This window comes from Gordonia sp. 852002-10350_SCH5691597 (genome assembly GCF_001665715.1).
GTDB classification, from domain to species: domain Bacteria; phylum Actinomycetota; class Actinomycetes; order Mycobacteriales; family Mycobacteriaceae; genus Gordonia; species Gordonia sputi.
The window spans coordinates 1-12851 of record NZ_LZMO01000124.1; the positions used below are offsets into that span (position 1 = coordinate 1).

Here is a 12851-nt window from a genome sequence, read left to right on the forward strand (position 1 = left end):
CTTTGCCGAGCACACTAGCTTGGCCCACATCTAAGACCCCCCCCTGGCGGGGCCGCGGGTCCACGACCGGGAGCCTCTCTCGTGTGGTCTCGAGCCTGTTTCGTGTCGTCTGGAGTTCAGACGAGGGTTCCCGCGTCGACCGTCCCGACGTCGAGGCCCATCCGATTACCCTCGGCTCGCACCTGCGCAATGGCCCGCATCTTGTTCGACGCGTCGAGCGCGGCCACCTTGTAACCCTCGGCCAGGGTCGGATAGTTGAAGACGGCGTCGACGAGGTAGTCGATCTTTCCGCCGAGGCCCATCACCGTCTGGCCGATGTGGACGAGTTCGGCCGCATTGCTACCGAACGCGTGCACGCCGAGAAGCGTCCGTTCCTCGGCGTGCACGAGCAACTTGAGGAGCCCGTAGGAGTCGCCCATGATGGCGCCTCGGGCGAGTTCGCGATACCGCGCGACGCCGACCTCGAACGGCACATTCGCAGCGGTCAGTTGATCCTCGGTCTGACCGACGTAGCTGATCTCCGGGATGGCGTAGATGCCAATGGGCTGCAGGTTGTCGTCCGTGGCACCGACGGGCTCGTCGAAAGCGTGATACGTCGCGCGCCTCCCCTGCTCCATCGACGTCGCGGCCAGGGCCGGGAACCCGATGATGTCGCCGACGGCGTAGATGTGGTCGGCCTCGGTACGGAAGTCGGAGTCGACGGTGAGCCTGCCTCGTTTGTCCGCGGTCAGGCCCGCCGCCTCGACCCGCAACTCGTCGGAGACACCTTGGCGCCCGGCGGAGTAGAGCACGGTGTCGGCGGGAATCTTCTTGCCGGACGCGAGAATCGTCAGCGTCCCCGACGGATGGGTCTCGACGGTTTGTACCTGCTCACCGAATCGAAATGTCACGCCCCGCTCGCGCAGTTGGTACTGCAGCGCTTCGACGATCTCGCGGTCGCAGAAGTCGAGCATCGTGGGCCGTTGCTCGATCACGGTCACCTTGGTGCCCAGTGCCGCGAACATCGACGCGTACTCGATGCCGATCACTCCCGCCCCGACGACGACCATCGATCGCGGAACCCGGTCGAGCGCCAGGATCTGATCGGAGTCGACGACGGTGGTGCCGTCGAAATCCACCGAGGGTGGGCGCGCCGGACGCGTGCCGACGGCGATCACGAATTTGTCGGCGCTCACCCGTTTGAGATCGCCTGTTGCGTCCTCGATCGCTATTTCGTTGGGACTCGTGAAGTACGCACTACCGAGCAGCATGGTCACACCATTGCGGGCGAGCTGACTCTGAATGACGTCGATTTCCTTTCCGACGACGTGCATGGTGCGGGCCGAAAGATCAGTGACCGTTATATCCGATTTCAATCGATACGATTCGCCGTACATTTCGCGTTGGTTGAGGCCGGTCAAATACAGGACCGCCTCACGAAGCGTCTTTGACGGAATCGTGCCAGTGTTGATGCAGACGCCACCAACCATGTTGCGCCGCTCCACAATTGCTGCCCGCTTACCAAGCTTCGCGGCAGCGATGGCCGCTTTCTGCCCAGCCGGTCCAGAACCGATGACAACGATGTCGAAATGATCCACGGGGTCCGTCTTTCGCTCGTTTGACGCCTGACGACCCGTCGCGGGTCTGTGATCAGTGTCGCTCAGCGACGGGGTTCGCACGACTCGAGACGCAGACCGGGGCAAAGGTTGCACCGACCTGTAACCACCGGGCCAACTCCTGGCAGCCCGTCGTCTCAGGATCTGTGACGAGGCGCCGATACGGCTCCCGGCTGTACGCGGTGTGCCTGCCACCGTCGCGGTTGGTGATCACAAGGCTGTGCCACACGATGAGAGCTGGGAGGTATCGACGCACCGCACGCCATGCGGCGCGAACGCGGCGAACGTCCCGGCTCCACTGGGTCGGTCGAAGTGATGTACGCGCGGCATTCTGAAAAGCGTTGTCCCGCAGGATCGCGAGCATGTCGAGAATCCATCGGACCGGTCGACGGAACTCAAGCGTTGGCGTCAGATCGGCGATGTCGCGGATCAGCGAATCCGGTTCTGCGTTGCAGATCATGTCGGTAGGTGCACCGACCCACCACGCGGGAATCTGATCCGGCAACCGCGGCCCCTCCCCCGCGACGCCCCATCCGGAACAACCGGTGACCACGCCGGGCGGTTGGTGCGGATCGGCGACGAAACCAAGCCCCAGAACACGATTCAGTGCCGGATCACCGTCGAGTTGCAGTTCGTGCACACAACGGCGGACGACGACGGCGCCCTGCGAATACCCGACGACCATCACGACTCCGCTGGACTGCGCCAGCTGGTGGCGGAGCGCCAGGACACCCTCGGCCACACTGTCTGCGTAACTCATGCCGTCTCGACCGTTCGCAGGCCCGTAGCTCGCCGGGTAGCCCACCCACCGGGACATGAAACGGGCGTCGAGATCATCGGTGACGGCGGCGAGCATCCCGGTAACCGCTGTTCGCGAATCCCCTTGGTACGACTCACCGGTTCCCCCGACCGCGAGGACCGTGATGCGATCGCCCGTAAACGCCGGGGCCGTTACGTCATAGCCGATCAGATCACGTGCGTCTGCCGCCTGCCGAAGATCTGTGTACTCCATGGGTTCCATGGTCGGCGCCGCCGATGAGAACAGCGCCCAACGACACTGAACTTTCTCTGTGAGGCCGCAGGTCAGAGTCGCGCAGATCACGTCAGATCAGGTTGATTTACACAGAATTAACGCGAACACTGGATAGGGCAGTTCGTGAAGCGACCAATCTCGACGGTCGAACATCTGACTGCACCACCGAACAAGACGCCCGATACGAAGAAAGCAGCAATTCCGATGTCTTTCGCACGATTCCGTGCACAGCTCCACAATTCCTCTGACCGTCGCAGGCTCTACGACCGGATCAACCGGGTAGCCGCCGATTCCCAGCGCGACGAACTGTTGATCATGGCGCAGCGCGCCGAGCAGCGCACTCACTGAGTCACACATCTCGAGCCCGTAGTCACTGACTGCGGGCTCCGTCCTGTCGCGCGTCCCTTCTGCCCGACATCCGTTATGTCTCACGTCACTGCCGAGCAGCCGATCACGACTGACAGACCGGACACCAGAACAGGTTTCGACCTTCCAGTTCGCTGTGCGCGATCGGCGTTCCGCAGATCCTGCACTTCTCTCCCGCGCGCCGGTACACGTAGGTGCGCGGGCGCTTGGTGGCGTACGACGGTGCACCGTGATCGTCCTCGGGACGTACCACATGGATTCGCCCGCGGCGGACCCCGACCTCCATCAGCGCGACCAAGTCGCTCCAGAGGGCATCGAACTCGTCAGCGGTGATCGACGTACCCGGCCTCATCGGGTCGATTCCGTTGCGGAACAACACTTCTGCGCGATACACGTTGCCCACTCCCGCGATGACCTTTTGATCCATCAGGAGCGCGCCGATCGGTCGACGCGACCGCGCGATGGCCGCGAACGCCCGCGACGGGTCGGCGTCGGACCGTAGCGGGTCGGGGCCGAGCCGCGCGACTAGTGCGTCGAGGTCTTCGGGCGTGTACAGCTCGCACGCGGTTGGGCCACGGAGGTCGACACCCGTCGACTCCCCGACGATCCGCATCCGCACCTGCCCAACCGGCTCGCCCATCGGGACAGCCAACTCGGTGAACGCGCCGTAGAGCCCGAGGTGAACGTGCAGTAGTTGGTCACGTCGACCATCTCGGTAGCGCTGAACGAGGTGCTTGCCCCACGCTTGAGCGTCGGCGAAGACCATTCCGTCGACGACGCTGGCTCCCTCGGCGAACCGACCCTGTGGCGAACTGACCGCGACGCGCTGACCGTCGAATAGTTTTCGTTGGCGCCGCGCGATGCGGTGCAGGGTATGGCCTTCAGGCACGGCGCCATCTGCGACAAGTCATCGCCGTCTGCCGGTCATCGGTGTCAGCGAGGGTTCTCGACGATCAGGACTCGGGCAGCGCCGGCGCGACGCCGGTCTCCTCGTATTCGCTGAGGATGTCGATTCGACGCTGATGACGCGGTTCCTCGGAGAACGGCGTGTCGACGAAGGCGTCGACGATCGCCAACGCCTCCTCGGTGGTGTGCATGCGGCCACCGATACCGATGAGCTGGGCGTTGTTGTGCTGGCGGGCGAGTTGGGCGATCTCGACGTTCCAGGCGAGCGCACACCGTGCACCCTTGACCTTGTTCGCGGCGATCTGCTCGCCATTGCCGCTACCTCCGAGCACGATGCCGAGGCTGCCCGGATCGTCGACGGTCTTCTGGGCGGTGGCGATGCAGAATGCGGGGTAGTCGTCCTGTGCGTCGTACACATGAGCGCCGGAATCGATCACTTCGTGCCCGTTTGCCTTGAGGTGTTCAGAGATCTTGGCCTTGAGTTCGAATCCGGCATGGTCGCCACCGACGTATACGCGCATAGCGACCACTATAGATTGAAGGCCGTGGACGACTCATCGCCTATTCCGAATGTGCCAGGACTTGCTGATCCGGCGCCGACGACATCCCACTACGACCCCAACCGACGGTGGCTGACGCCGGCCAAGTACGCGGCAAAGCCGCGACTACATCCGTGGGAGATCCCGACGCTCGTCGTGCTGATCCTGCTGTCGCTGATCGGCTACGTGACCATCTTGGTGCTGGTGATGTTCGGTGTGTTCAATCAGTTCGCGCTGCTGGCACTCGCGCTGCCATTGCTGCTGTTCCTCATCCGAGGCATCACCTATGCCACTCCCCGCGCCAACGGCGTTCAGATGACGCCGACGCAGTTCGTCGAGGGATACCGGATGGTCGTCGAAGCGGCGGCCCGCTACGGACTCGAGTACGTGCCCGACGCCTACGTCGTGCTCGGCAACGGGCAGATCAACGCGTTCGCGTCAGGCCACGGTTTCCGACGCTACGTCGTCGTCTACTCCGACCTCTTCGAGATCGGCGGTAGGGCACGAGATCCCGAGGCGCTGCGATTCATCATCGGCCACGAGGTCGGTCATATCGCCGCGGGGCACACGTCGTACTGGCGACAACTCGCGACGAGCATCGGCATGCAGATCCCCATACTCGGCTCGCTGCTGTCGAGGGCCCAGGAGTACTCGGCCGACAACTTCGGCTACTACACGCAGCCCGACGGTGCGCCGCGGGCAATGGGCGTGCTCTCGGCGGGCAAGTACATGCTGCGCGCCGTCGACTTCGACCAACTGGCCGACAGGGCAACACACGAGAAGGGTTTCTTCATCTTCCTCGTGAATCTGCTTGCGTCACACCCGGTTCTCACGTGGCGCGCGGCAGCACTGCGTGATCGCACGCGCGCCGGCGCGATCCTGTTCCGCCCGAAGACCATCGTGCGAGGCGTCGGCAGCGGCAACGCGGTCCCCGTCACGCCACCGCCGCACCCTGCCGCCGTGGCCGCAGGGTCGCTGCCGAACGGGCTCGAGGCTCCGCCCAAGTTCTGAGACCGGGGTTGGTTCTCGCATCGGGCGACGAGAGCCGGTTCAGTCGAACTGCGGATCCTCGTCGCGGCTGCGCTTGAGTTCGAAGAAGTGCGGGTACGACGCGAGTGCGACGGCGCCATCCCAGACGGTGCCCGCGGTCTCACCGCGCGGAATCCGGGACAAGACCGGGCCGAAGAACGCGACGCCGTTCACGTGGATGGTCGGCGTCCCGACGTCGTCGCCGACCTTGTCCATGCCCTCGTGGTGACTGGTGCGAATCCAGTCGTCGTACTCGGTGGAATCCGCTGCCTTCGCGAGCTCGGGATCGAGGCCCAGTTCATCGAGCGTCTCGGCGATCACGACGTCGAAATCCTTGTTGCCCTGGTTGTGGATTCGGGTGCCCATGGCCGTGTAGATCGGCGCGAGGATGTCGTCGCCCTTCACCGCTACGGCCGCGGCTATGACGCGGACCGGCCGCCAGGCGTTCTTGAGCGCTTCGCGGTAGTCGTCGGGGATGTCGCGGCCCTCGTTGAGGACGGCGAGACTCATCAGGTGGAAGTTCACGTCGACGTCGCGCACCTTCTCCACCTCGAGAATCCACCGCGAGGTGATCCAGCACCACGGGCACAGTGGGTCGAACCAGAAATCAATACGATCCTTTTGCGACATCTGCACACATTCCCTTCGACATGGCCAACGCGTATCGGTCGTTCACACCCAACAGGTCGTTGAAGAACCATCAGGTCTTTGCACCAGCAGCACTTTCAACCAACGACCGTCCGCAACGATTCCACGCCGACGCTACGCGGCTAAGCTGGCGATTGTGACTGCCCCGAATCTGACCCGAGACCAGGCGCGAGAACGTGCCACCACCATCGACGTATCCCACTACGACGTAGAACTCGACCTCACCGACGGCAGCGGCAAGCCCGGAGAGAAGACTTTCCGCTCGACGAGCACCGTCACCTTCACCGCGACACCCGGCTCGCAGACCTTCATCGACCTCGTCGCGCCGACGCTCATCTCGGCCACGCTCAACGGAAAAGAACTCGACGTCAGCGGCTTCGACGAATCGGTGGGACTCACCCTCCCCGATCTCGCCGCGGACAACGAGCTCGTCGTCGTCGCCGACTGCGCCTACTCACACACCGGTGAGGGGCTGCACCGTTTCGTCGATCCCACCGACGATTCCGTCTATCTCTACTCGCAGTTCGAGACCGCCGACGCCAAGCGGATGTTCGCCTGCTTCGACCAGCCCGATCTCAAGGCGACCTACACGATCACCGTGACCGCGCCCGAGGACTGGAAGGTCATCTCGAACGCGCTGACCGAGTCGATCGACGGCGGAGTGCACCGCTTCGCCGAAACCCCGGTCATGAGCACGTACCTCGTCGCGTTGATCGCGGGGCCGTACGCGGAGTGGACAGACACCTACACCGACGACCACGGTTCGATCCCGCTGGGGATCTACTGCAGGGCGTCCCTCGCGGAGTTCATGGACTCCGAGCGTCTCTTCACCGAGACCAAGCAGGGATTCTCCTTCTACCACAAGCACTTCGGCATCCCCTACGCCTTCGGCAAGTACGACCAGCTCTTCGTGCCTGAGTTCAACGCAGGCGCAATGGAGAACGCGGGCGCCGTCACGTTCCTCGAGGATTACGTCTTCCGGTCGCGCGTGACCAACTACAACTACGAGCGACGCGCCGAGACCGTCCTGCACGAGATGGCGCACATGTGGTTCGGCGACCTGGTCACCATGAAGTGGTGGGACGACCTGTGGCTCAACGAATCCTTCGCCACGTTCGCATCGGTGCTGTGCCAGTCGGAGGCAACCGAGTACACCAGCGCGTGGACGACGTTCGCCAACGTCGAGAAGTCGTGGGCCTATCGCCAGGATCAGTTGCCCTCGACGCATCCCGTTGCCGCCGACATCCCTGACATCGCCGCCGTCGAGGTCAACTTCGACGGCATCACCTATGCCAAGGGCGCATCCGTGCTCAAGCAGCTCGTCGCCTATGTCGGAGTCGACGACTTCCTCGCGGGTCTGCGCGACTACTTCACCGCGCACAAGTTCGGCAATGCGACGTTCTCGGATCTGCTTGCCGCGCTGGAGAAGTCGTCGGGTCGCGACCTCTCCGACTGGGGCAGCCAGTGGCTCAAGACCACCGGCATCAACGTCATCCGCCCCGACTTCGAGGTCGACGACTCGGGCGCGTTCACCCGCTTCGCCATCATTCAGGACGGCGCAGCTCCCGGCGCAGGCGAGACACGCGTGCACCGCATGCGCGTAGGCATCTACGACGACAACGCATCCGGCGCTCTCGAACGCGTCCAGAGCGTCGAACTCGACGTCGAGGGCTCGGTCACCGAGGTCGCCGATCTCGTCGGCGTCCCGCGCGGAAAACTGATTCTGCTCAACGACGACGACCTCACGTACGCGTCGGTGCGCCTCGACCCCGAATCGCTCGAGACCGCCACCGCACGCATCGGCGACATCACCGACTCGATGCCACGCACGCTCGTGTGGTCGGCCGCCTGGGAGATGACCCGTCAGGCCGAGATGAAGGCGCGCGACTTCGTGGCGCTCGTCGAGCACGGCATCGCCGCGGAGACCGAAATCGGTGTGGTGCAGCGTGTTCTGCTGCAGGCGACCACCGCGATCGAGTCGTACGCCGACCCGGGGTGGGCCGCGACCGTCGGCTGGCCGGGTTTCAGCTCCCGACTCCTCGAACTCGCCCGCGCGGCAGAGTCGGGTTCCGACCATCAGCTTGCGTTCATCAACACCCTGCTCGCGGGACGACTGTTCGACCAACAGATCGCCGTGGTGCGGGCGCTCCTCGACGGCGACGACCCCGCCGACCACGGTCTCGCAGGTCTGACCATCGACACCGACCTGCGGTGGAAGCTGGTGCTCGCGCTGGCGACTGCGGGAGCCATCGACAGTGACCCCTCGAATACACCCGTCATCGACGCCGAGGCCAAGCGCGACAACACCTCTGCGGGTACACGGCAGGCCGCCACCGCGCGTGCCGCGCGTCCGCTTGCCGAGGCGAAGGCCGACGCGTGGTCGCAGGCGATCGACGACGACACGCTCTCGAACATCTACACGCGAGCCGTCGTGGCCGGGTTCGACCGTCCGGGCCAGTCGGAGTTGTTGTCGCAGTACGTCGACAAGTACTTCGCCGCGGTTCCGGAGGTCTGGAGCCGTCGATCGAGCGAGGTCGCGCAGACCGTCGTCAACGGCCTGTATCCGTCGTGGGAGATCACACCCGAGGCGCTGGCGAAGGCCGACGAGTTCCTCTCCAACGATCACCCGGCAGCACTCAAGCGGTTGATCATCGAGGGTCGCGCCGGTGTCGAGCGCTCGCTTCGCGCACGAGGCTTCGACGCCGAGTGAGAGTTCACCTCGTCCACGTGTAGCGAATCTGGGGGCGGCCCGCACCGCCGTACTCGGTGACCCTGCGCACCGTGCCGGCGTCGGCGAGCCGCTCCAGATACCGCCACGCGGTGACTCGCGAACTACCCACTCGCGCAGCGACTTCCGATGCGGTCAGTCCGTCGGGTGCATCGCGAACCGCCCTTCCGACGGCGTCGGTGGTGTCCGGTGCCATGCCCTTGGGTGCGCTGCGACGCGGGTCGGCGGTGCGCAACGCGGCAAGCGCGCGGTCGACGTCGCGCTGGCTGACCGCGTCGCCGTCGCCCGCAACGGTGTCGCGGTAGCGCAGGTAGTGCTCGATCTTCTCGGCGAAAGCCGCGTACGAGAACGGTTTGAGCAGATAGAGCAGCGCGCCGTGCGCCACTGCCCGGCGGACCGTGGGCAGGTCGCGCGCCGCCGTGATGGCGATGATGTCGGGATCGGGCCGCAGCCCGGACAGAGCGGACGCGAGGTCGATTCCGCTCGCGTCGGGCAGTCCCAGATCGAGCAGCACGAGTTCGACAGGCGCACCTGCCGCCACAGCCGCGGCAGCCGCACGGTGCGCGTCCTGCGCGGTGCCCGCCGTCGCCACCACTTCGAATCCGCCGATCCGGGCGAGGTAGTCGCGATGCGCTTGCACGAGTAGTGGCTCGTCGTCGACGATCATCACGCGTATCACCACGACCATTCTCCGCTCGGTATCTCGACAGTGACGACCGAACCGTACGTGTGCTCGGATCGCACGGTGCCGCCATGTCGGTTGACGACGTGACTCACCAGGGCAAGGCCAAGACCTCTGCCCTGCTCATCGCCGCCGGACTTCGTCGAATATCCTCTACGGCACGCCCTTTGGAACTCGTCGTCGGTCATCCCCGGACCGCTGTCGGCGACGACGATCTGTAGTGATCCGTGGGTCGAGGCCACCGTGACCTCCACCCACGGGTCATGTGGATCGCAGGCGTCCAACGCATTGTCGATCAGGTTTCCGACGATGGTGATCATCTCGTCGGTGGTCAGCGGGGAGGCATCGACCGCGTCGAGAGCCGACTCTTCCGTCAACGTCATGGAGATTCCTCGTTCTGCTGCCTGTGCCGACTTCCCGAGCAGCAGCGCGCTGAGGGTGGGGTCACTGATCGTCTCCGAGACGCGATCGACCAGTCGCTGCGAGAGGGCGAGATCGGCGGTGGCGAGATCGGCGGCGCGTTCCGCGTGGCCGGTTTCGATGAGCGCGACCATGGTGTGCAGCCGATTGGCCGACTCATGCGCCTGCGACCGGAGAGCCTCGGCGAAACGCGAGAGCGAATCCAATTCGCCTATGGCAGCCGACAATTCGGTTCGATCTCGGATCGTGACGACGGTCGAACCGGGCCTCGTCGACACCGGAGCTCGATTGACCACCAGCACCCGGCCCTGATCGACATACAGCACGTCGGTGAGAGGCTCTGTGCCGAGCAGGAATTCGGGCATCTCGTCGAGTTCACCGACGTCGCCGCCACTCTCGCCGGCCAACAACCGACGCGCCTCGTCGTTACACAACGCGATCTCGCCATCGTCGATCACCACGAGTCCCTCCTTGACGGAATGGAGCACCGCGTCGTGATGGTCGTACATGACGCGTAGTTCTCCCGGGGCCAGACCACCGGTGAGCCGCAACAGCCGTCGTCGGATGAGCCAGAGTCCGCCGAGAGCGGCGACGATGGCCACCAGCCCGATCGACGCGATCAACGGCAGTTGATCGAGCCACTCGTCGGTGAGCGTGGACTGCGTGATCCCGACGGCAACCATCCCGACGATCACGCCCTGGTCGTTGCGCACAGGTGCGATCGAACGAATCGACGGCCCCAGCGTCCCGGTGTAGGTCTCGGTGTAGACCTCGCCCCGAAGCGCCTGGCTGGTCGATCCCAGATAGCGCTGCCCGATGAGCGCAGGCCTCGTATGGGTGTAGCGCACACCGTCGGTGTTCATGATGGTGATGAACGAGAGGCCGGTGACCGAACGGATCTCCTCGGTGACCGGCTGCAGGCTCGCGGTCGGGTCGGGAGAGGCCAGCGCGCGGGCCGTCGAAGGGGCATCAGCGATGCTCACCGCTACGGAGGTGACCTGCTCACGCGCGGCCCGCACTCCGTCGAGCCGCGCATCGAGCAGGGCGAGTGCCGCTGCAGCCACCACGATCACCACAACGACGGCCAGCTGCAACGCCACAGCCTGACCGGCGAGTGTCCGGGGACGCCACCGCGGCATGCCCACACCGTCCCTTCTTCCGCGACCGCCCCTACGGCAATCGCCATCGAGTTCACCACGGTGATCGCCTGAACGAAATGAACTCAATGGTGACCCACATCACGGTGCTGACCAACAATCTTTCACAGCGGGTGCGCTTCGAAGACGTCGACCTGCATCACAGGAAGGACAGCACGATGAATCTGAGACGACGACACCCAGACGGCGCGTTGGCGACCGACGAGATCCCGACAACGCCGCCCAAGAAGCGTGACAAGACGCACTGGCTGTACGTGGCGGTCATCATTGCCGTCGTCGGAGGTGTGGCGGTCGGCCTCATCGCTCCCGGTGTGGGCAAAGACCTCGGGGTACTCGGCACCATGTTCGTCAGTCTCATCAAGATGATGATCGCGCCGGTCATCTTCTGCACCATCGTGCTGGGCATCGGTTCGGTCAGAAAGGCCGCGACCGTCGGCAAGGTCGGCGGACTCGCCTTCGTCTACTTCCTGGTGATGTCGACCATCGCACTCGCGATCGGACTCGTCGTCGGAAATCTGATCAAACCCGGCGACGGCCTCAACATCACGGCGACCGCGGACAAGGGTTCGGCATTGGCCGAGAAGGCCCACGAATCCGGCGGACTGATGGCGTTCGTCGAGGGGATCATCCCCGATTCGCTCCTGTCGGCGCTCACCTCGGGCAACGTCTTGCAGGCACTGTTCGTCGCGCTCCTCGTCGGCTTCGCCCTGCAGGCCATGGGTTCGAGCGGAGAGCCGATCCTCGCCGCTGTCGCCTACATCCAGAAGCTCGTGTTCAAGATCCTCAGCATGATTCTGTGGCTCGCCCCGATCGGCGCGTTCGGCGCGATCGCCAACGTCGTCGGGCAGACCGGCTGGGCCGCGGTCGGGCAGCTGTTGATCCTGATGATCGCCTTCTACCTGACGTGCCTGGTGTTCGTGTTCGGCGTCCTCGGCGTGATCCTGCGGTCGGTCGCAGGCGTGTCCATCTTCCGACTCGTCCGCTACCTTGCCCGTGAGTACCTGCTGATCTTTGCCACCTCGTCCTCCGAGTCGGCGCTACCCCGCCTGATCGCCAAGATGGAACACCTCGGCGTCGAGAAGTCCACGGTCGGCGTGGTCGTTCCGACCGGCTACTCCTTCAACCTCGACGGCACAGCCATCTACCTGACGATGGCGTCGATCTTCATCGCAGATGCGATGGGTGCACCGCTGTCGATCGGAGCGCAGATCAGCCTGCTGGTCTTCATGATCATCGCGTCGAAGGGCGCCGCAGGCGTCAGCGGCGCCGGGCTGGCAACTCTGGCCGGCGGACTGCAGGCCCACCAGCCGGCCATGCTGAACGGAGTCGGACTGATCGTGGGCATCGACCGCTTCATGTCCGAGGCTCGCGCCGTCACCAACTTCTCGGGCAACGCCGTCGCGACGATCCTCGTCGGATCGTGGACGGGGACCATCGACAAGAATCGGGTCGACGACGTCCTCTCCGGCCGCGCACCGTTCGACGAGAACGACATGGTCGACGACCATCTTGGAAGCTCTCCAGCGCGGCCCGGTACGAAGAATGAGGACTCGACCACCGTCGCGCCGGCTGAGAAGGTGTCCGCAGAGAAGCCACCGGTCACCAGAGACCTGGTTGCACAGTAGGTACCGACGCAGCAGCGACAGCACAAGAGAATGGCCCGAGAGTTACGGCGGGTTCACATGATCGTCGCAACACTCTCAGGTGAGAGGTTGCGGCGATCATGTCGTTTCAGGAGGACTGTGTTC

11 protein-coding genes are annotated in these 12851 nt (G+C 64.6%); 4 read left to right on the plus strand and 7 right to left on the minus strand.

What is annotated here, in order from left to right; translation table 11 throughout:
* Nucleotides 1-116: 116 nt before the first annotated feature.
* Nucleotides 117-1577: a Si-specific NAD(P)(+) transhydrogenase gene (sthA, locus tag A5777_RS09470; protein ID WP_064862482.1), complete on the minus strand. Its 1461-nt coding sequence runs from the start codon at nucleotides 1575-1577 to the stop codon at nucleotides 117-119.
* 52 nt (nucleotides 1578-1629) lie between these two features.
* Nucleotides 1630-2607 (minus strand): PE-PPE domain-containing protein, encoded by a 978-nt coding sequence (locus A5777_RS09475; protein ID WP_231895006.1) that lies wholly within the window; start codon nucleotides 2605-2607, stop codon nucleotides 1630-1632.
* A gap of 225 nt (nucleotides 2608-2832) precedes the next feature.
* Here A5777_RS09475 and A5777_RS25020 point away from each other — a divergent pair, with 225 nt between their 5' ends.
* Nucleotides 2833-2976 (plus strand): hypothetical protein, encoded by a 144-nt coding sequence (locus A5777_RS25020; RefSeq protein WP_168431298.1) that lies wholly within the window; start codon nucleotides 2833-2835, stop codon nucleotides 2974-2976.
* A 103-nt stretch (nucleotides 2977-3079) separates the two neighbouring features.
* Here A5777_RS25020 and A5777_RS09485 read toward each other — a convergent pair whose 3' ends face one another.
* Nucleotides 3080-3883: an Fpg/Nei family DNA glycosylase gene (locus A5777_RS09485; RefSeq protein ID WP_064862477.1), complete on the minus strand. Its 804-nt coding sequence runs from the start codon at nucleotides 3881-3883 to the stop codon at nucleotides 3080-3082.
* A 64-nt stretch (nucleotides 3884-3947) separates the two neighbouring features.
* Nucleotides 3948-4421, minus strand: a complete 474-nt coding sequence (locus tag A5777_RS09490; protein ID WP_064862478.1) for a ribose-5-phosphate isomerase — start codon at nucleotides 4419-4421, stop codon at nucleotides 3948-3950.
* On the opposite strand from A5777_RS09490, the gene A5777_RS09495 reads away from it, so the two are divergent.
* The gene (locus A5777_RS09495; RefSeq protein WP_197500797.1) at nucleotides 4395-5450 is read left to right on the plus strand and encodes a M48 family metallopeptidase; all 1056 of its coding nucleotides are present in this window, start codon (nucleotides 4395-4397) and stop codon (nucleotides 5448-5450) included. The two genes, A5777_RS09490 and A5777_RS09495, sit on opposite strands and share 27 nt — an antisense overlap.
* Nucleotides 5451-5489: 39 nt before the next feature.
* On the opposite strand, the gene A5777_RS09500 is transcribed toward A5777_RS09495, so the two are convergent.
* Nucleotides 5490-6098 (minus strand): mycothiol-dependent nitroreductase Rv2466c family protein, encoded by a 609-nt coding sequence (locus A5777_RS09500; RefSeq protein ID WP_064862480.1) that lies wholly within the window; start codon nucleotides 6096-6098, stop codon nucleotides 5490-5492.
* A 154-nt stretch (nucleotides 6099-6252) separates the two neighbouring features.
* On the opposite strand from A5777_RS09500, the gene pepN reads away from it, so the two are divergent.
* Nucleotides 6253-8826, plus strand: a complete 2574-nt coding sequence (gene pepN, locus A5777_RS09505; protein WP_064862481.1) for an aminopeptidase N — start codon at nucleotides 6253-6255, stop codon at nucleotides 8824-8826.
* A gap of 4 nt (nucleotides 8827-8830) precedes the next feature.
* Here pepN and A5777_RS09510 read toward each other — a convergent pair whose 3' ends face one another.
* Both A5777_RS09510 and A5777_RS09515 read right to left on the minus strand, forming a co-directional pair.
* On the minus strand, nucleotides 8831-9523 hold the full coding sequence (locus A5777_RS09510; protein ID WP_064862484.1) for a response regulator: 693 nt from the start codon (nucleotides 9521-9523) through the stop codon (nucleotides 8831-8833).
* Entirely contained in the window at nucleotides 9520-11085 is a 1566-nt protein-coding gene (locus A5777_RS09515) for a sensor histidine kinase (RefSeq protein ID WP_064862485.1), read from the minus strand. Before A5777_RS09515 ends, A5777_RS09510 begins: the two co-directional genes overlap by 4 nt.
* 176 nt (nucleotides 11086-11261) lie before the next feature.
* Between A5777_RS09515 and A5777_RS09520 the strand changes: the two genes are divergently transcribed.
* Entirely contained in the window at nucleotides 11262-12728 is a 1467-nt protein-coding gene (locus tag A5777_RS09520) for a cation:dicarboxylate symporter family transporter (protein WP_064862486.1), read from the plus strand.
* The last annotated feature ends 123 nt before the right edge of the window (nucleotides 12729-12851 follow it).